This window comes from Klebsiella sp. TF21-TM (assembly GCF_019753495.1).
GTDB classification, from domain to species: Bacteria; Pseudomonadota; Gammaproteobacteria; order Enterobacterales; family Enterobacteriaceae; genus Klebsiella; species Klebsiella quasipneumoniae.
Map to the genome: position 1 here is coordinate 68,161 of NZ_JAIJYL010000001.1, position 17,447 is coordinate 85,607.

A 17,447-nucleotide genomic window follows, 5' to 3' on the forward strand; every position below is an offset into this window, starting at 1 on the left:
CATGCAAACGAAAAAAAATGAAATCTGGGTAGGGGTGTTCTTACTGGTGGCGCTGCTGGCGGCGCTGTTTGTCTGCCTGAAGGCGGCAAACGTCACCTCGTTACGTACCGAGCCGACTTACCGTCTTTACGCGACCTTCGATAATATCGGCGGCCTGAAAGCGCGCTCGCCGGTGCGCATCGGCGGTGTGGTTGTTGGCCGCGTGGCGGACATCACCCTCGACCCGAAAACCTATCTGCCGCGCGTGGAGCTCGATATTGATGAGCGCTACAACCATATCCCCGATACCAGTTCGCTGGCGATCCGCACCTCTGGCCTGCTGGGCGAGCAGTATCTGGCGCTGAACGTCGGTTTTGAAGACCCGGACCTCGGGACGACTATCCTTAAAGACGGCGGTACTATCCAGGACACCAAGTCCGCCATGGTGCTGGAAGATCTGATTGGTCAGTTCCTTTATAACAGCAAGGGCGGCGACAATCAGAATTCTGGCAATGATAAGGCCGAGGCAGAAGGTCATACTGACGCGACGCCGGCAGCCGGCACGACGCATTAATTTCAGGAGAAATACGATATGTTTAAACGCTTACTCATGGTCGCCATGCTGGTGATTGCCCCGCTGACCGCGGTCCAGGCGGCAGACCAGTCCAATCCGTATAAGCTGATGAATGAAGCGGCGCAGAAAACCTTCGATCGCCTGAAGAATGAACAGCCGAAGATCAAGGCCAACCCTAACTATCTGCGCGACATCGTCGACCAGGAGCTTCTGCCGTATGTGCAGGTGAAGTATGCCGGCGCGCTGGTGCTGGGCCGCTATTACAAAGAAGCCACCCCGGCGCAGCGTGAAGCCTATTTTGCCGCCTTCCGTGAATACCTGAAGCAGGCCTATGGCCAGGCGCTGGCCATGTACCATGGTCAGACCTACCAGATTGCCCCGGAACAGCCGCTGGGCAGCGCGACCATCATTCCGATCCGCGTCACCATCCTCGACCCGAATGGCCGTCCGCCGGTACGTCTCGACTTCCAGTGGCGTAAAAACACCCAGACCGGCAACTGGCAGGCCTACGATATGATCGCGGAAGGGGTCAGCATGATCACCACCAAACAAAACGAGTGGAGCGATCTGCTGCGTACCAAGGGCGTTGATGGCCTGACCGCGCAGCTGAAAGCGATCTCCGCTCAGCCGATCACCCTGGAACAGAAAAAATAATGAGCGGGCAGCTGAGCTGGACTCGTGATGGCGAGACGCTGGCGCTGCACGGAGAGCTGGATCAGGATCTGCTGGTCCCGCTCTGGGAGGCACGCGCCCAGGCGACGGCGGGGACAGCGATCATCGATCTCAGCCAGACCACGCGCGTGGACACGGCGGGCCTGGCGCTGTTAGTGCATTTTGTCGCGCTGATTCGCCGCCAGGGCCGGGAAGCGCAGCTGATCGGCAAGAGCGAAAATCTGCAAACGCTGGTCGGTCTTTACAACCTGCCTGCCGATATGATCCCATAATCTTTTCAGTGCCTTAGCGCTGAAGCTATTCCGAAAGCCCCGGCAATCTTTTCGCCGGGGCTTTTTGCTTGTTTAAGACCGCGCCACTTTCCTCTAAGATGTTGGGCTGTTTTCACTATCAGATAAATTTGAGCCCATGGAAAATCATGAAATTCAGACCGTGCTGATGAACGCACTCCCCCTCCAGGAAGTCCACGTCTCTGGCGATGGCAGCCACTTTCAGGTTATTGCTGTGGGTGAGATGTTCGATGGCATGAGTCGGGTTAAAAAGCAGCAGAGCGTCTACGCGCCGCTGATGGAATATATTGCTGACAACCGCATCCATGCGCTGTCGATCAAGGCCTTTACTCCGCAGGAGTGGGCGCGAGACCGCAAACTAAATGGCTTCTAAGCTGTGGGGGATCCCCTGCAGCGTATGTGAATTTTTAATAGAGAACAGAATCAATGGATAAATTCCGTGTTCAGGGGCCGACTCGCCTTCAGGGCGAAGTCACCATCTCCGGTGCAAAAAACGCCGCCCTGCCAATCCTCTTTTCCGCGCTGCTTGCCGAAGAGCCGGTAGAGATCCAGAACGTACCTAAGCTGAAAGACATCGATACCACCATGAAGCTGCTGAGTCAGCTGGGCGCGAAGGTAGAGCGCAATGGTTCGGTGTGGATTGACGCCGGCCCGGTCGATGTATTCTGTGCTCCGTACGATCTGGTGAAAACCATGCGCGCCTCCATCTGGGCGCTGGGCCCGCTGGTGGCGCGTTTCGGTCAGGGACAAGTCTCTCTGCCTGGCGGCTGCGCCATCGGCGCGCGTCCGGTCGATCTGCATATTAGCGGGCTGGAACAGCTGGGCGCCGAGATCAAACTGGAAGAAGGTTATGTTAAAGCCTCGGTCAATGGTCGTCTGAAAGGCGCGCATATCGTGATGGATAAAGTGAGCGTCGGCGCCACCGTCACTATCATGAGCGCAGCGACCCTCGCCGAGGGGACGACGATTATCGAAAACGCCGCTCGCGAGCCGGAGATCGTCGATACCGCGAACTTCCTTAACGCGCTGGGCGCAAAAATCAGCGGCCAGGGCACCGATCGCATCACCATCGAAGGCGTGCAGCGTCTGGGCGGCGGCGTTTACCGCGTGCTGCCGGACCGTATTGAAACCGGGACCTTCCTGGTTGCCGCAGCCATTTCCGGCGGCAAGATCCTCTGCCGTCACGCGCAACCAGATACCCTGGACGCCGTACTGGCGAAGCTGCGCGACGCCGGAGCGGACATCGAAACGGGCGAAGACTGGATCAGCCTTGATATGCACGGCAACCGTCCGAAAGCGGTTAACGTGCGTACCGCGCCGCATCCGGGCTTCCCGACCGATATGCAGGCCCAGTTCACGCTGCTCAACCTGGTCGCGGAAGGGACCGGCGTGATCACCGAAACGATCTTTGAAAACCGCTTTATGCACATTCCGGAACTGATCCGTATGGGCGCCCACGCGGAGATCGAGAGCAATACCGCGATCTGTCACGGCGTGGAGCAGCTTTCGGGCGCGCAGGTGATGGCGACCGATTTGCGTGCCTCGGCGAGCCTCGTGCTGGCAGGTTGTATCGCTGAGGGAACCACCATCGTCGATCGCATCTATCATATCGATCGTGGCTATGAGCGTATCGAAGATAAACTGCAGGCGCTGGGTGCCAATATTCAGCGCGTGAAAGGCGAGTAACCGCATCCTGTCAGGGCCCGGGCGTCTATCCCGGGTCCTTGTCGAACAATCACATCACTTGTCCATCTTCTTTTGACGCATCATCTGCGTTCTGTCGATAAACTCATGCGTTACCGGGTCATGGTAGCGTGACGGCCAGATGACCCACGGCTGTGTATCCAGCGCCGTGGCGATGATTAATTCGCCTTTCGGCCAGGGGCGGGTCAGGGCGTTCGCCAGCGTTGAAGAACTCAGACCGTGCCGTCGCGACTCTGCCGCCAGCGATGTTCCCCGTTTACGTAATCCCGCAACAATATCTGCGGGATGCCAGTCGATGAACTTATCCATAAATTCTCCTGGTGATAAAGATCCTGATCGGCCCATATGGGCGACGGGGACACTATACCCGCGCACCAGGTAAGGTTCTAACAAGTTCTGTTAAAGCGCCGGAATATTCAGAATGTATCAAGGTATCCGGAAATTTACGGTAAGAAATGGGTTTTTACTGGAACTTTCCCGCGCATTGCGCGGGAAGGGGGAGGAGATTAATGATCGCGCTGAACCGCGATATGCGCCAGCCCGATCAAGGCTTCACGCCAGGGGGTGTCAGGGAGAACCTGCAGCGCGGCAATCGCTTTGTCAGCTTCTTCTTCGGCACGTTTCTGCGTCCACTCCAGCGAACCGCAGGCAGCCATCGTTTCCAGGACGGCATCCAGCAGATGGCGGCCGTTGCCCTGCTCGATTGCCCCGCGAATCATCGCCGATTGATCGGCGGTACCATGGTGCATGGCGTGCAGCAGCGGTAGCGTCGGTTTGCCTTCGTTGAGGTCGTCACCGACGTTTTTACCAAGCCGCTCTCCGTCGGAGCTGTAATCGAGTAAATCGTCGATCAGCTGGAAAGCGGTGCCGAGATAGCGGCCATAATCCTGCAACGCGCGCTCTTCTTCCGCAGTGCAGTCGGCCAGTAATCCCGCACACTGCGAGGCAGCCTCAAACAGACGCGCCGTCTTGCTGTAGATGACGCGCATGTAGTTCTCTTCCGTGATATCCGGGTCATTGACGTTCATCAGCTGCAGCACTTCGCCTTCGGCAATGACGTTCACCGCTTCCGACATGACCTCGAGGATCTTCAGCGAGCCCAACTGGGTCATCATCTGAAAGGCGCGGGTATAGATAAAATCGCCGACCAGCACGCTGGCGGCATTGCCAAACGCCGCATTTGCCGTGGCTTTGCCGCGACGCATATCAGACTCATCGACGACGTCGTCATGCAGCAGGGTGGCGGTATGAATAAATTCAATCAGCGCAGCAATGGTGACATGCGCGCTCCCCTGATAGCCCACCGCGCGGGCGGCGAGCACAGCAATCATCGGGCGAATGCGTTTGCCGCCGCCGCTGACGATGTAATAGCCTAACTGATTGATAAGCTGAACATCGGAGTTGAGTTGCTCAAGAATCGTCGCATTGACACCCGCCATATCTTGCGCGGTTAACTCATTGATTTTTTCTAAATTCATCGCAAAAGCCGGGCCAAATGTCCTGTTACCATGAATCCAGGTGGGATCACAGAAGGATTAAGACAGAATTAAAAGAAGTTATGATTGTACTGAAAAATTGCCGTAGATAAACGTTGTCGTGAAAGTTGTGTTTTTTTTCTGCATTGATCGCTAATCGCTCTTGTCAAAGGCTCGCGTTTTGCGTAATATTCGCGCCCTATTGTGAATATTTATAGCGCACTCTGAATCACACGAAGAGGTGCGCGGAAGCGGAGTTTTATATGTACGCGGTTTTCCAAAGTGGTGGTAAACAACACCGAGTAAGCGAAGGTCAGACCGTTCGCCTGGAAAAGCTGGACATCGCAACTGGCGAAGCTGTTGAGTTCGCTGAAGTGCTGATGATCGCAAACGGTGAAGAAATCAAGATCGGCGTTCCTTTCGTTGAGGGCGGCGTAATCAAAGCTGAAGTTGTTGCTCACGGTCGTGGCGAGAAAGTTAAAATCGTTAAGTTTCGTCGTCGTAAACACTATCGTAAGCAGCAGGGCCATCGTCAGTGGTTCACTGATGTGAAAATCACTGGCATCAGCGCCTAAGACCTGAGGAGTAGATTTAAATGGCACATAAAAAGGCTGGCGGCTCGACTCGTAACGGTCGCGATTCAGAAGCTAAACGTCTGGGCGTAAAACGTTTCGGCGGTGAAGCAGTTCTGGCAGGTAGCATCATCGTTCGTCAACGTGGTACCAAATTCCACGCTGGCACCAACGTTGGTTGCGGCCGTGACCACACTCTGTTCGCTTTGACTGACGGTAAAGTCAAGTTCGAAGTTAAAGGCCCGAAAAACCGTAAATTCATCAGCATCGTTGCTGAATAAGTTTTTCGCGTCCCGGTAACGGATGAAAGCCCCGCAACACGTTGCGGGGCTTTTTACATTCGTCTACCGGAAAATTTTTGCAGGGAAACAGGCATGAAGCAGCAGGCTGGGATTGGCATTATTCTGGCGCTTACCACCGCGATGTGTTGGGGAGCGTTGCCGATTGCAATGAAGCAGGTTCTTGAGGTGATGGCGCCGCCAACGGTGGTGTTTTATCGCTTCCTGATGGCCAGTATTGGCCTTGGCGCGATCCTCGCGATCAAAGGCAAACTGCCGCCGCTGCGAATTTTTCGCAAGCCGCGCTGGCTGGTCTTATTAGCGATTGCCACCGGCGGCCTGTTCGGTAATTTCATCCTGTTCAGTTCTTCCCTGCAGTATCTCAGCCCCACGGCTTCTCAGGTCATCGGCCAGCTATCGCCGGTAGGCATGATGGTGGCTAGCGTCGTGATTCTGAAAGAGCGCATGCGCGGCACCCAGGTGGTGGGCGCGTTGATGCTGCTCAGCGGGTTGGTGATGTTCTTCAACACCAGCCTGATTGAAATCTTTACCCGCCTGACGGACTACACGTGGGGGGTAATTTTCGGCGTTGCTGCCGCCACGGTGTGGGTAAGCTACGGCGTCGCGCAAAAGGTGTTATTGCGCCGTCTGGCATCACAGCAGATACTATTTTTGCTGTACACTTTATGTACGATTGCATTACTGCCGCTCGCTGAGCCTGGGGTGATATCCCGGTTAAGCAGCTGGCAACTGGCATGCCTGATTTTTTGCGGGCTGAATACCCTGGTCGGCTACGGGGCGCTGGCGGAAGCCATGGCGCGCTGGCAGGCGGCGCAGGTCAGCGCGTTAATCACCTTGACGCCACTGTTTACGCTACTGTTTTCTGATTTATTATCAATGGCCTGGCCCGATGTTTTCGCCAGACCGATGTTAAACCTGATTGGTTATCTCGGTGCGTTTGTCGTGGTTGCGGGCGCGATGTATTCCGCCATCGGTCATCGTCTTTGGGGACGTTGGCGTAAGCGAGAGGCGGTAGTACCGCTGCCCCGCTCAGGCGAATGATTTACGGAGAGTAAAATGAAGTTTGTAGATGAAGCAACGATCCTGGTCGTAGCAGGTGACGGCGGCAATGGTTGCGTAAGCTTCCGCCGCGAAAAATATATTCCGAAAGGCGGCCCGGACGGCGGCGATGGCGGTGACGGCGGCGATGTCTGGCTGGAAGCGGACGAGAACCTGAATACCCTGATCGACTACCGTTTTGAAAAATCTTTCCGCGCCGAACGCGGGCAGAATGGCCAGAGCCGCGACTGTACCGGTAAGCGTGGTAAAGACGTGACGGTAAAAGTGCCGGTCGGGACCCGGGTTATCGACCAGGGCACCGGCGAGACCATGGGCGATATGACCAAACACGGTCAGCGTCTGATGGTGGCGAAGGGCGGCTGGCACGGTCTGGGCAACACCCGTTTTAAATCATCCGTTAACCGTACGCCGCGTCAGAAGACCATGGGTACGCCGGGTGATAAGCGCGACCTGCAGCTGGAGCTGATGCTGCTGGCGGACGTCGGAATGCTGGGGATGCCGAACGCCGGTAAATCCACCTTTATCCGTGCGGTCTCCGCCGCCAAGCCGAAAGTGGCTGACTATCCGTTTACCACCCTGGTGCCAAGCCTGGGCGTGGTGCGTATGGACAATGAGAAGAGCTTTGTGGTCGCCGATATCCCGGGGCTGATTGAAGGCGCAGCGGAAGGCGCAGGCCTCGGCATCCGCTTCCTCAAGCACCTTGAGCGCTGCCGCGTATTGCTGCACCTGATCGACATCGAGCCTATCGACGGTTCCGATCCGGTTGAGAACGCGCGCATCATCATCGGCGAGCTGGAGAAATACAGCGAGAAGCTGGCCTCCAAACCGCGCTGGTTAGTCTTTAACAAGATTGACCTGATGGACAAAGCGGAAGCCGAAGCTAAAGCGAAGGCGATTGCTGAAGCGCTGGGTTGGGAAGAGAAATTCTACCTGATCTCCGCCGCCAGCCAGCAGGGCGTAAAAGATCTGTGCTGGGACGTGATGACCTTCATCATCGAAAACCCCATCGTGCAGGCGGAAGAGGAGCAGAAGCCGGAGAAAGTCGAGTTTATGTGGGACGACTATCACCGTCAGCAGCTTGAAGAGGCCGAAGCCGAAGTGGAAGATGACGAAGACTGGGATGACGACTGGGACGAAGACGACGAAGAAGGCGTTGAATTCATCTACAAACGTTAATCCTGACTTCTCTGGATCAAAAAGGGCCGCATCTGATGCGGCCCTTTTGTTTTTAGTTGTTCTGGTACAAATCTTTATAAAGCCGGCTTTCAAAGCGTACCAAGGGTATGCGGCGGTTACGCTGATCGGCTGGCTCCACGGCGTAGCCGGAGAGGTATTGCACGAAGGCCACCTTTTGCCCGCTGGCGGTAGTGATGAAGCCCGCAAGGTTATAAACCCCCTGCAGCGACCCGGTTTTCGCCGAGACTTTGCCATCGACGCCCGCCTGATGGAGGCCGGCGCGATACTGCAGCGAGCCGTCATGGCCCGCCAGCGGCAGCATAGAGATGAAGTTGAGCTCGGTGTCGTGCTGGGCGATATACTGCAACACCTGCATCATGGTCGCCGGGGCGATCAGGTTGTGGCGCGACAGGCCAGAGCCGTCGGCGATGATGGTGTTGCCGAGATCAACCCCAGCCTGTTGACGCAGGATCTGACGTACGGCATCGGACCCTGCCCGCCAGGTCCCTGGTACGCCGAACCGGGCATGACCGATGGTACGAAAAACGGTATCCGCGATCATGTTGTCGGATTTCTTCAGCATGATCCGCAGCAGATCGTGCAGCGGCGCCGACTGGGTGGTGGCTAATACCGTGCCGGGCTCATTGGCCAGCGTCTGACGCAGCAGCGTGCCGCTATAGGCGATCCCCGCCTGCTTCAGCTCCGCTTTAAGGATCGCCCCGGCGTAGCTGGCGCCATCCTGTATCGCGAAGGCCAGCGGCAGCGGTTCGCTACGCTGCGGCAGGCAGCCGGTGAGGGTATAGCGATTGAGGTCGCCCGGCACCACGTCCAGTTCGCAATACTGGGCTTCCGATGAGCCACGCGCCAGGGTGCGAACCTGACTGAACATGGTGACCGGATAATAGGAGGCGACGCGAATGAAGGCGAGATCGCCCGGCTTCTGCGCGCTATACAGCGAGACCGAGAAGCAGTTGCGGTCGACAATCGCCGCCGCAGGCGGAGCGCTGAAGCATTGCGTCAGGTCGTTCCACGGCCACCCCGGCGCTTTATCATGGCTGGCGAAGACCGAGGTATCGATAAGCACATTGCCGTCGATACGCTGCACGCCAGCTTTTTTCAGCGTCGCCACCATGTTACGAATATCCTGCCGCTTCAGCGTCGGGTCGCCGCCGAAGCGGGCGATCAGATCGCCTTTCAGCACGCCGCCGTCCAGTGAGCCTTTGGTTTCCAGCGTGGTGGTGAAGCGAAAATCGGGACCCAGCTGCAGCAGGGCCGCCAGCGCGGTGATGACCTTTTGCGTACTGGCCGGAAGCGCCATTTGCTGGCTGTGATAGTCGATTTCCGGCGTCGATGCGCCGACCTTTTGCGCCATAAAGGCAAGGTTCGCACCGGCGGGAAGCTGGGTGATGTACTCGTCAATATTCGCCGCCTGAGCGCTAAGCGCTATACCGGCAGTCAATCCGATGATAAATCTGGGAAATCGCATAATCTCGCGCTAACAACCTGAAGCCAGGCCGTCATACTACGGTGCAACGCCCAGTAAAGTAAACGATGACCCATAATGAACTTCGGGGTAAAATACCTATCAAATGAAAAATTGCTGCTGACCTGGGGAGTGTTTCCCGGGTCGGTTTCTTTTTGCTCGTGTCCTGCCCGTGGACAGGACAGGTGGCGGAGCGGAGCTATCCGTTTCCTGAAGGAATGATAAAGAGGTATAACTAATGCAAGCGATTCCGATGACCTTACGTGGCGCTGAAAAACTGCGCGAAGAACTGGATTATCTGAAGTCTGTGCGTCGTCCTGAAATCATTGCCGCTATTGCTGAGGCCCGTGAACACGGCGATCTGAAAGAGAATGCCGAGTATCACGCCGCGCGTGAACAGCAGGGCTTCTGCGAAGGGCGTATCAAGGATATCGAAGCGAAGCTGTCCAATGCGCAGGTTATCGATATCACCAAAATGCCGAACAATGGCCGGGTGATTTTTGGCTCTACTGTCAGCGTGCTGAACCTCGATACTGACGAGGAACAGACCTACCGTATCGTGGGCGATGACGAAGCTGATTTTAAGCAGAATCTGATCTCCGTGAACTCGCCGATTGCCCGTGGTCTGATCGGTAAAGAGCAGGATGACGTCGTGACTATCCGTACACCGGGTGGGGAAGTGGAATACGAAATTACCAAGGTTGAATACCTGTAAGGCGTATTTCCCGCTACGATGTTTATAGATTGTAAAGAAAGGAAAAAGGCCGCATAGCGGCCTTTTATCAACGTCACGAGCATGGCATTTTGCTCGCCTGGCCACAGAAATCCCTCGTTTTACACAAAGTTGTGTCAGGATTGAGGATATTCTTAGCGTGGCAGCGAGATTTTACGCTCTGGCGTTGGGCGGTACAGAACCAGCGTTTTACCGATGACCTGTACGTTACAGGCGCCGGTTTCGCGCACGATGGCTTCCACGATCAAGGCTTTAGTTTCGCGATCTTCTGAGGCGATCTTCACCTTGATGAGTTCATGGTGCCCTAACGCTTGTTCGATCTCGGCCAGTACCCCTTCGGTCAAACCATTGTTGCCAAGCATAACTACCGGCTTGAGCGGATGTGCCAGACCTTTCAGGTGCTGTTTTTGTTTAGTACTCAGATTCATCGTATTTTTTTGCTTACGTTGGGATTGAAAACGGGTCATTCTACCGCCATCTCCCATATATCGCCAAACTACCGCGTCGATTTTTACGCAGTAAAGTACGATGAACCCGAACGGGAATGTTAAATGACAGGTAAAAAGCGTTCTGCCAGCTCAAGCCGCTGGCTTCAGGAACACTTTAGCGATAAATATGTTCAACAGGCACAGAAAAAGGGGTTACGTTCCCGTGCCTGGTTTAAACTTGATGAAATACAGCAAAGTGACAAAATTTTTAAGCCGGGGATGACGATAGTTGACCTCGGCGCTGCTCCCGGGGGCTGGTCGCAGTATGCGGTCACGCAGATCGGCAACAGCGGCCGCATCATCGCTTGCGATCTTTTACCAATGGATCCAATCGTTGGTGTGGACTTCCTTCAGGGCGACTTTCGTGATGAATTAGTCCTGAAAGCGTTACTTGAGCGAGTAGGCGACAGTAAAGTACAAGTGGTCATGTCCGATATGGCGCCGAATATGTGCGGAACACCGGCGGTGGATATTCCCCGGGCGATGTATCTGGTAGAACTGGCGCTTGAAATGTCTCGTGATGTATTAGCGCCAGGTGGTAGTTTTGTAGTGAAGGTGTTCCAGGGCGAAGGCTTCGATGAGTATCTTCGAGAAATTCGCTCCCTGTTTACGAAGGTCAAAGTTCGTAAGCCGGACTCTTCCCGCGCTCGTTCGCGTGAAGTGTATATTGTAGCGACCGGGCGTAAACCATAACCGGCAGATTTCAAATGAAAGTTTGAAAGAAACTGGATATAGCGTATCCTGACGCTGTTTTTAACACAGTTGTAATAAGAGGTTAATCCCTTGAGTGACATGGCGAAAAACCTAATACTCTGGCTGGTCATTGCCGTTGTGCTGATGTCAGTATTCCAGAGCTTTGGGCCCAGCGAGTCGAATGGCCGCAAGGTGGATTATTCTACCTTCCTGCAAGAGGTCAATCAGGACCAGGTTCGCGAAGCGCGTATCAACGGACGTGAGATCAACGTTACCAAGAAAGATAGTAACCGTTACACGACTTACATTCCGGTTAACGATCCGAAGCTGCTCGATAACCTGTTGACTAAAAACGTCAAAGTTGTTGGTGAACCACCAGAAGAGCCAAGCCTGCTGGCTTCCATCTTCATCTCCTGGTTCCCAATGCTGCTGTTGATCGGCGTCTGGATCTTTTTTATGCGGCAAATGCAGGGCGGCGGCGGAAAGGGCGCGATGTCCTTCGGCAAAAGCAAAGCCCGTATGCTGACGGAAGATCAGATCAAAACCACTTTTGCTGACGTTGCCGGGTGTGACGAAGCGAAAGAGGAAGTCGGCGAACTGGTGGAATACCTGCGTGAGCCGAGCCGCTTCCAGAAACTGGGCGGTAAGATCCCGAAAGGCGTCCTGATGGTCGGTCCTCCGGGTACCGGTAAAACGCTGCTGGCGAAAGCGATCGCTGGCGAAGCAAAAGTGCCGTTCTTTACTATTTCCGGTTCTGACTTCGTAGAAATGTTCGTCGGTGTTGGTGCATCCCGTGTGCGTGACATGTTCGAACAGGCTAAGAAAGCAGCGCCTTGCATCATCTTCATCGATGAAATCGACGCCGTCGGCCGCCAGCGTGGCGCCGGTCTTGGCGGTGGTCACGATGAACGTGAGCAGACCCTGAACCAGATGCTGGTTGAGATGGACGGCTTCGAAGGTAACGAAGGCATTATCGTTATCGCGGCGACTAACCGTCCGGACGTTCTTGACCCCGCGCTGCTGCGTCCGGGCCGTTTTGACCGCCAGGTGGTGGTTGGCCTGCCGGATGTTCGCGGTCGTGAGCAGATCCTGAAAGTGCATATGCGTCGCGTTCCGCTGGCGCCGGATATCGATGCGGCAATCATTGCTCGCGGTACCCCTGGCTTCTCCGGTGCGGACCTGGCCAACCTGGTCAACGAAGCGGCCCTGTTTGCTGCCCGCGGCAACAAACGCGTCGTATCGATGGTTGAGTTCGAAAAAGCGAAAGACAAAATCATGATGGGTGCGGAACGCCGCTCCATGGTGATGACGGAAGCGCAGAAAGAGTCCACCGCTTACCACGAAGCGGGCCACGCGATTATCGGTCGTCTGGTGCCGGAGCACGATCCGGTGCACAAAGTGACGATTATCCCGCGCGGTCGTGCGCTGGGTGTGACCTTCTTCCTGCCGGAAGGCGATGCGATCAGCGCCAGCCGTCAGAAACTGGAAAGTCAGATCTCCACCCTGTACGGCGGTCGTCTGGCGGAAGAGATTATCTACGGTCCGGAACATGTTTCTACCGGTGCGTCTAACGACATTAAAGTGGCGACGAACCTGGCGCGTAACATGGTGACCCAGTGGGGCTTCTCCGACAAACTTGGTCCGCTGCTGTACGCGGAAGAAGAGGGTGAAGTGTTCCTCGGCCGCAGCGTCGCGAAAGCGAAGCATATGTCCGATGAAACCGCGCGTATCATCGACCAGGAAGTGAAATCGCTGATTGAGCGTAACTACGGTCGTGCTCGCCAGCTGCTGAACGACAATATGGACATTCTGCACGCGATGAAAGATGCGCTCATGAAGTATGAGACCATCGATGCGCCGCAGATTGACGACCTGATGGCTCGTCGCGATGTTCGTCCGCCAGCGGGTTGGGAAGAACCCGGTTCTTCTAACAACTCTGACAACAATGGCACGCCTCGTGCGCCGCGTCCGGTCGATGAACCGCGTACGCCGAACCCGGGCAACACCATGTCAGAGCAGCTGGGCGACAAATAAGCTGCCGCTGTTGATGTCTTGTTTTAACCTTAAAACCCCGGGGCGCCCGCTCCGGGGTTTTTCTTTTTTAACCTCTTCAGTCTCAGGGATTTTGTGATGAAACTTGTAGCCCAGGGCTCAACCCTCGATCTCTCTCACCCCCACGTGATGGGTATTCTTAATGTGACGCCTGACTCCTTCTCCGATGGCGGCGCCCATAATTCGCTGATTGAGGCGGTGAAGCATGCCAATCTGATGATCAACGCCGGGGCGACCATCATTGATATCGGCGGTGAATCGACGCGGCCAGGGGCGGCTGAGGTTAGCGTGGAAGAGGAGCTTGCGCGGGTGATCCCGGTGGTGGAGGCTATCGCCCAGCGCTTTGAGGTGTGGATCTCCGTGGATACCTCCAAAGCGGAGGTTATCCGCGAATCCGCCCGGGCAGGGGCGCATATCATTAACGATATTCGTTCGCTGACCGAACCCGGCGCGTTGCAGGCTGCGGCGGAAACCGGGCTGCCGGTGTGTCTGATGCATATGCAGGGACAGCCGAAAACCATGCAGGAGGCGCCGAAGTATGAGGATGTCTTCGCCGATGTGGAGTGCTTTTTTAATGAACACATCGTGCGCTGCGAACAGGCAGGGATCGCAAAAGAAAAATTGCTGCTCGACCCGGGATTCGGTTTCGGTAAAAATCTCACCCACAATTATCAACTGCTGGCCAGGCTGGGAGAGTTTCATCACTTTGGTCTGCCGCTGCTGGTCGGTATGTCGCGTAAGTCGATGGTAGGTCAGTTGCTGAACGTCGGGCCGTCGGAACGGCTGAACGGCAGCCTGGCGTGTGCCGTCATTGCAGCAATGCAGGGCGCGCAGATTATCCGCGTCCATGATGTCAAAGAAACGGTAGAAGCGCTGCGCGTGGTGGAAGCCACTCTCGCCGCTAAGGGAAAAAAACGTTATGAGTAACCGCAAGTATTTTGGCACCGATGGTATTCGTGGCCGCGTCGGCGATGCGCCGATCACTCCGGAATTTGTGCTTAAGCTCGGCTGGGCGGCGGGCAAAGTGTTAGCGCGTCACGGCTCGCGTAAAATTATCATCGGCAAGGATACCCGTATTTCGGGCTATATGCTGGAATCGGCGCTGGAAGCCGGGCTGGCGGCAGCGGGGCTCTCTGCGTCGTTCACCGGGCCAATGCCAACGCCGGCGATCGCCTACCTGACGCGCGCCTTTCGCGCCGAGGCGGGGATCGTCATTTCCGCTTCACATAACCCTTTCTACGACAACGGCATCAAGTTCTTCTCCATTGAGGGCACCAAGCTGCCGGATGATGTGGAAGAGGCGATTGAAGCCGAAATGGAGAAAGAACTCACCTGTGTGGACTCGGCTGAGCTGGGTAAAGCCAGCCGCATCGTCGATGCCGCGGGCCGCTACATTGAGTTTTGTAAAGGCACCTTTCCTAACGAGCTGAGCCTCTCCACGCTGAAAGTGGTGGTGGACTGTGCGCACGGCGCAACCTACCACATCGCGCCCAATGTTTTCCGCGAACTGGGCGCCCAGGTTATCGCGATGGGCTGCGAGCCTGACGGCCTCAACATCAACGAAGAGGTCGGGGCCACCGACGTGCGGGCGCTGCAGGCGCGCGTGCTGGCGGAAAAAGCCGATCTGGGCATTGCCTACGATGGCGATGGCGATCGGGTGATCATGGTTGACCACGAAGGCAATAAAGTCGATGGTGACCAGATCCTCTACATCATCGCCCGGGAAGGGCTGCGTCAGGGACAGCTGCGCGGCGGCGCCGTCGGTACGCTGATGAGCAATATGGGCCTGGAGCTGGCGCTCAAGCAGCTGGGCATCCCGTTTGCCCGCGCTAAGGTGGGTGACCGCTATGTGCTGGAGATGCTCCAGGAAAAAGGCTGGCGCATCGGTGCGGAAAACTCCGGCCATGTGATTCTGCTGGATAAAACCACCACCGGCGATGGCATCGTCGCCAGTTTGCAGGTGGTCGCGGCGATGGTACGCAACCACATGAGCCTGCATGACCTGTGCAGCGGCATGAAGATGTTCCCTCAGCTGCTGGTGAATGTGCGCTTTACCGAGGGCAGCGGTAACCCTCTGGAGAATGAGCATGTCAAAGCGGTGACCGCAGAAGTGGAAGCGGCGTTAGGTAAGCGTGGCCGCGTCCTGCTGCGTAAATCGGGTACGGAACCGCTGATCCGCGTTATGGTGGAAGGCGAGCATGAAGATCAGGTGCACGAGTTTGCGCATCGCATCGCCGAAGCGGTAAAAAGCGTCTAAGCTTGTCGGCTAAGTGGTTAAAAAGGCGGCGCTTGCCGCCTTTTTTATGATCGAACACCGGCTTTTTGCTGTTTTTTTCTGCAGTTGATACAATGTGTCGAAATTGCCCTTGCGAAGGTCATTCGCTTTGGTTAGTATTCACACCCGCTTCAGTGGGAAACGTTAAAACGTCCCGCTTTATTGGTCGAAGCACTTGGTATGCGGCGAATCCGCAAGGAACAGGTTGATTATGTACGAAGCTCTTTTGGTTGTTTTCCTTATTGTAGCGATTGGCCTCGTAGGTCTGGTTATGCTGCAGCAAGGTAAAGGCGCTGATATGGGAGCCTCCTTCGGTGCAGGCGCTTCCGGCACATTGTTTGGGTCCAGCGGTTCTGGTAACTTCATGACCCGTATGACCGGCATCCTGGCTGCGCTGTTCTTCATCATCAGTCTGGCGCTGGGTAACATCAACAGCAACAAGACCAGTAAAGGAAGTGAGTGGGATAACCTGAGCGCGCCGAAAACAGAGCAAACTCAGCCAACTGCGCCGGCTCAGCCGACCAGCGATATCCCGCACTAAGTATTCTGTACCGAGGTGGTGGAATTGGTAGACACGCTACCTTGAGGTGGTAGTGCCCTAACGGGCTTGTGGGTTCGAGTCCCATCCTCGGTACCAATATTCCAGAAAAAAGACGCTGAAAAGCGTCTTTTTTTGTTTTTATCCCCACTGGTCATTTATTAATAAACATCTCTTCACTGGCTCCCGCCTTTTACTGTCGTTAAAGTCGCCACGTCTAATCAACAGAGGTGAAGTGACACAATGAACAAGATCGGGTTGCTTATCGTCGCCGGCGCGCTCGGTTTAGCGGGATGCAGTTCAACATCGCCATCCAAAACGGTGGAGACGATTAATGCGCTAACCGTACCGGTATCATACAGTGAGCCTGGCGTTGCAGCGAACAATGCCCAGGCGGTGACGCGCTATTTCCAGGACAATACGGCACTGATTGGCCGCCTTAACCATTCGTTGAAAAGTCATTATCTGCAGGATGTTGAGCGCCGCGATGTGTTCGACAGACACAGCGAGGCATATCAGGTGTATGGCGCTCTGACCCGCCTGGAGCAGATGGCGTCTATGAATGAGGTTTACCGCAAAGAGAATAATGTTGCTGGCCTGCAGGAGATTAACCGCGTACTGAAAAGCGTGCCGCAGGCCAGTTAAGAATGAAGCAGGGACTGCCGGATGGCAATCCCTGTGCATGGATTAAAAGCGGAAGTTAACCCCGGCATAGGCCCCGTCGGCGAGGGTGTTGTCGCGATGGCCGTCTTTCCCCGCCATATCGATATATCGATAGCCTGCTTCGATATTCAGCGACGGCAGCACGTTAAGGCGTACCCCGGCATTGGCCTCCACATAATCATCGACGCCGCTGGACATCGAGTCCGGCGAGTAATAGCCCTCACCGAAGAGCGTGAAGTACTGGCCGAGAGGAAGCTCTGCTCCGCCACCCGCGGCGATGGCGTAGCCTTCATCCCCATCTTTAGGGTTCAGATAGATGCCTTTACCGCCCAGCGTCATCAGGAAAGGCCCGAGGTTGAAGTTATAACCCATACCCAGTCCAATGGTGTCGCCGTCATTGTCACTATGCGCCCACTGGGTATTGAACGTCATTCCAGGTTCCCCGGCGCCAAAGCTGGCAGACAGATTGGTAAACTCGCTACCGGCTTCACCATGCAGATTAACGGATGCGCAGGCGGCGCCGCTGGCCCCCACGGCGATCATCAGGGCTACCATTTTTGGAGCAATAGACTTCATTGTTGAATTCCTTCAGATAAAAAAAAGCCCGATACGGGTGTTCGGGCAAAATTAACGGGTTTTTGGATCTCATCGTTATGGTCGAGCAGGCGGTAGGAGAGGGGATCAACTCCCGCTACCGCTGCTCACGCCTGGCCGATTGCCGG

The 17,447-nt window shown here is 55.7% G+C and carries 21 protein-coding genes and 1 tRNA gene; 17 read left to right on the forward strand and 5 right to left on the reverse strand.

Translation table 11 applies throughout. The annotated features are described in order from the left end of the window. The first annotated feature begins 1 nt into the window (after position 1). The 5 genes from mlaD (at position 2) to murA (ending at position 3,201) form a co-directional block, all read left to right on the forward strand. Positions 2-553 (forward strand): outer membrane lipid asymmetry maintenance protein MlaD, encoded by a 552-nt coding sequence (mlaD, locus tag K5R89_RS00330; protein ID WP_004206195.1) that lies wholly within the window; start codon positions 2-4, stop codon positions 551-553. Between the two features lie 18 nt (positions 554-571). Beyond that, a complete protein-coding gene (gene mlaC, locus K5R89_RS00335; RefSeq protein WP_023291126.1) occupies positions 572-1,207 on the forward strand; it encodes a phospholipid-binding protein MlaC in 636 nt (211 codons plus the stop codon). Then, positions 1,207-1,497: a lipid asymmetry maintenance protein MlaB gene (gene mlaB / locus K5R89_RS00340; protein ID WP_023291125.1), complete on the forward strand. Its 291-nt coding sequence runs from the start codon at positions 1,207-1,209 to the stop codon at positions 1,495-1,497. Before mlaC ends, mlaB begins: the two co-directional genes overlap by 1 nt. A 136-nt stretch (positions 1,498-1,633) precedes the next feature. Beyond that, complete coding sequence (gene ibaG / locus K5R89_RS00345; RefSeq protein ID WP_004144910.1) at positions 1,634-1,888, forward strand: BolA family iron metabolism protein IbaG; 255 nt, start codon at positions 1,634-1,636, stop codon at positions 1,886-1,888. A gap of 53 nt (positions 1,889-1,941) precedes the next feature. Next, positions 1,942-3,201, forward strand: a complete 1,260-nt coding sequence (gene murA / locus K5R89_RS00350; protein ID WP_023291124.1) for a UDP-N-acetylglucosamine 1-carboxyvinyltransferase — start codon at positions 1,942-1,944, stop codon at positions 3,199-3,201. 54 nt (positions 3,202-3,255) lie between these two features. Here murA and sfsB read toward each other — a convergent pair whose 3' ends face one another. Beyond that, positions 3,256-3,528, reverse strand: coding sequence for a DNA-binding transcriptional regulator SfsB (gene sfsB, locus K5R89_RS00355; protein WP_004206189.1), 273 nt, complete (start codon positions 3,526-3,528; stop codon positions 3,256-3,258). Positions 3,529-3,725: 197 nt separating this feature from the next. Next, positions 3,726-4,697, reverse strand: a complete 972-nt coding sequence (ispB, locus tag K5R89_RS00360) for an octaprenyl diphosphate synthase (protein ID WP_023291123.1) — start codon at positions 4,695-4,697, stop codon at positions 3,726-3,728. A 260-nt stretch (positions 4,698-4,957) separates the two neighbouring features. Between ispB and rplU the strand changes: the two genes are divergently transcribed. The 4 genes from rplU to cgtA all read left to right on the forward strand — a co-directional run bounded on the left by rplU (position 4,958) and on the right by cgtA (position 7,800). Next, positions 4,958-5,269 (forward strand): 50S ribosomal protein L21, encoded by a 312-nt coding sequence (gene rplU / locus K5R89_RS00365; RefSeq protein WP_002918379.1) that lies wholly within the window; start codon positions 4,958-4,960, stop codon positions 5,267-5,269. A 20-nt stretch (positions 5,270-5,289) separates the two neighbouring features. Beyond that, positions 5,290-5,547: a 50S ribosomal protein L27 gene (rpmA, locus tag K5R89_RS00370; protein WP_002434222.1), complete on the forward strand. Its 258-nt coding sequence runs from the start codon at positions 5,290-5,292 to the stop codon at positions 5,545-5,547. Positions 5,548-5,640: 93 nt separating this feature from the next. Continuing rightward, complete coding sequence (locus K5R89_RS00375; RefSeq protein ID WP_004206187.1) at positions 5,641-6,606, forward strand: DMT family transporter; 966 nt, start codon at positions 5,641-5,643, stop codon at positions 6,604-6,606. Between the two features lie 15 nt (positions 6,607-6,621). Then, positions 6,622-7,800, forward strand: a complete 1,179-nt coding sequence (cgtA, locus tag K5R89_RS00380; protein ID WP_004206186.1) for an Obg family GTPase CgtA — start codon at positions 6,622-6,624, stop codon at positions 7,798-7,800. Between the two features lie 52 nt (positions 7,801-7,852). Here cgtA and dacB read toward each other — a convergent pair whose 3' ends face one another. After that, positions 7,853-9,286: a serine-type D-Ala-D-Ala carboxypeptidase gene (dacB, locus tag K5R89_RS00385; protein WP_023291122.1), complete on the reverse strand. Its 1,434-nt coding sequence runs from the start codon at positions 9,284-9,286 to the stop codon at positions 7,853-7,855. Between the two features lie 235 nt (positions 9,287-9,521). Here dacB and greA point away from each other — a divergent pair, with 235 nt between their 5' ends. After that, positions 9,522-9,998, forward strand: coding sequence for a transcription elongation factor GreA (greA, locus tag K5R89_RS00390; RefSeq protein ID WP_002918375.1), 477 nt, complete (start codon positions 9,522-9,524; stop codon positions 9,996-9,998). Positions 9,999-10,150: 152 nt separating this feature from the next. On the opposite strand, the gene yhbY is transcribed toward greA, so the two are convergent. Further along, positions 10,151-10,444, reverse strand: coding sequence for a ribosome assembly RNA-binding protein YhbY (yhbY, locus tag K5R89_RS00395; RefSeq protein ID WP_002918374.1), 294 nt, complete (start codon positions 10,442-10,444; stop codon positions 10,151-10,153). Positions 10,445-10,567: 123 nt separating this feature from the next. Here yhbY and rlmE point away from each other — a divergent pair, with 123 nt between their 5' ends. From rlmE to K5R89_RS00430, 7 genes are all read left to right on the forward strand, one after another. Beyond that, positions 10,568-11,197, forward strand: coding sequence for a 23S rRNA (uridine(2552)-2'-O)-methyltransferase RlmE (rlmE, locus tag K5R89_RS00400; RefSeq protein ID WP_008806638.1), 630 nt, complete (start codon positions 10,568-10,570; stop codon positions 11,195-11,197). A gap of 99 nt (positions 11,198-11,296) precedes the next feature. Beyond that, entirely contained in the window at positions 11,297-13,231 is a 1,935-nt protein-coding gene (gene ftsH, locus K5R89_RS00405; RefSeq protein WP_004206183.1) for an ATP-dependent zinc metalloprotease FtsH, read from the forward strand. 96 nt (positions 13,232-13,327) lie between these two features. Further along, positions 13,328-14,176 (forward strand): dihydropteroate synthase, encoded by an 849-nt coding sequence (gene folP / locus K5R89_RS00410; protein ID WP_050533700.1) that lies wholly within the window; start codon positions 13,328-13,330, stop codon positions 14,174-14,176. After that, complete coding sequence (glmM, locus tag K5R89_RS00415; protein WP_004206179.1) at positions 14,169-15,506, forward strand: phosphoglucosamine mutase; 1,338 nt, start codon at positions 14,169-14,171, stop codon at positions 15,504-15,506. The genes folP and glmM overlap by 8 nt, the downstream gene beginning before the upstream one ends. A 229-nt stretch (positions 15,507-15,735) precedes the next feature. Beyond that, the gene (secG, locus tag K5R89_RS00420) at positions 15,736-16,065 is read left to right on the forward strand and encodes a preprotein translocase subunit SecG (protein ID WP_002918369.1); all 330 of its coding nucleotides are present in this window, start codon (positions 15,736-15,738) and stop codon (positions 16,063-16,065) included. Between the two features lie 9 nt (positions 16,066-16,074). Then, a tRNA-Leu gene (locus K5R89_RS00425) sits at positions 16,075-16,161 on the forward strand. Positions 16,162-16,458: 297 nt separating this feature from the next. Further along, positions 16,459-16,707 (forward strand): hypothetical protein, encoded by a 249-nt coding sequence (locus K5R89_RS00430; RefSeq protein ID WP_072420646.1) that lies wholly within the window; start codon positions 16,459-16,461, stop codon positions 16,705-16,707. A gap of 42 nt (positions 16,708-16,749) precedes the next feature. Here the strand turns inward: K5R89_RS00430 and K5R89_RS00435 are convergent, their stop codons facing one another. Then, the gene (locus K5R89_RS00435) at positions 16,750-17,301 is read right to left on the reverse strand and encodes a YfaZ family outer membrane protein (protein WP_032454172.1); all 552 of its coding nucleotides are present in this window, start codon (positions 17,299-17,301) and stop codon (positions 16,750-16,752) included. Positions 17,302-17,447 lie beyond the last annotated feature (146 nt).

Coding starts and splice junctions, on each gene's coding strand:
- mlaD (WP_004206195.1), top strand. CDS start 2: ATGCAAACGAAAAAAAATGAAATCTGGGTAGGGGTGTTCTTACTGGTG.
- mlaC (WP_023291126.1), top strand. CDS start 572: ATGTTTAAACGCTTACTCATGGTCGCCATGCTGGTGATTGCCCCGCTG.
- mlaB (WP_023291125.1), top strand. CDS start 1,207: ATGAGCGGGCAGCTGAGCTGGACTCGTGATGGCGAGACGCTGGCGCTG.
- ibaG (WP_004144910.1), top strand. CDS start 1,634: ATGGAAAATCATGAAATTCAGACCGTGCTGATGAACGCACTCCCCCTC.
- murA (WP_023291124.1), top strand. CDS start 1,942: ATGGATAAATTCCGTGTTCAGGGGCCGACTCGCCTTCAGGGCGAAGTC.
- sfsB (WP_004206189.1), bottom strand. CDS start 3,528: ATGGATAAGTTCATCGACTGGCATCCCGCAGATATTGTTGCGGGATTA.
- ispB (WP_023291123.1), bottom strand. CDS start 4,697: ATGAATTTAGAAAAAATCAATGAGTTAACCGCGCAAGATATGGCGGGT.
- rplU (WP_002918379.1), top strand. CDS start 4,958: ATGTACGCGGTTTTCCAAAGTGGTGGTAAACAACACCGAGTAAGCGAA.
- rpmA (WP_002434222.1), top strand. CDS start 5,290: ATGGCACATAAAAAGGCTGGCGGCTCGACTCGTAACGGTCGCGATTCA.
- K5R89_RS00375 (WP_004206187.1), top strand. CDS start 5,641: ATGAAGCAGCAGGCTGGGATTGGCATTATTCTGGCGCTTACCACCGCG.
- cgtA (WP_004206186.1), top strand. CDS start 6,622: ATGAAGTTTGTAGATGAAGCAACGATCCTGGTCGTAGCAGGTGACGGC.
- dacB (WP_023291122.1), bottom strand. CDS start 9,286: ATGCGATTTCCCAGATTTATCATCGGATTGACTGCCGGTATAGCGCTT.
- greA (WP_002918375.1), top strand. CDS start 9,522: ATGCAAGCGATTCCGATGACCTTACGTGGCGCTGAAAAACTGCGCGAA.
- yhbY (WP_002918374.1), bottom strand. CDS start 10,444: ATGAATCTGAGTACTAAACAAAAACAGCACCTGAAAGGTCTGGCACAT.
- rlmE (WP_008806638.1), top strand. CDS start 10,568: ATGACAGGTAAAAAGCGTTCTGCCAGCTCAAGCCGCTGGCTTCAGGAA.
- ftsH (WP_004206183.1), top strand. CDS start 11,297: ATGGCGAAAAACCTAATACTCTGGCTGGTCATTGCCGTTGTGCTGATG.
- folP (WP_050533700.1), top strand. CDS start 13,328: ATGAAACTTGTAGCCCAGGGCTCAACCCTCGATCTCTCTCACCCCCAC.
- glmM (WP_004206179.1), top strand. CDS start 14,169: ATGAGTAACCGCAAGTATTTTGGCACCGATGGTATTCGTGGCCGCGTC.
- secG (WP_002918369.1), top strand. CDS start 15,736: ATGTACGAAGCTCTTTTGGTTGTTTTCCTTATTGTAGCGATTGGCCTC.
- K5R89_RS00435 (WP_032454172.1), bottom strand. CDS start 17,301: ATGAAGTCTATTGCTCCAAAAATGGTAGCCCTGATGATCGCCGTGGGG.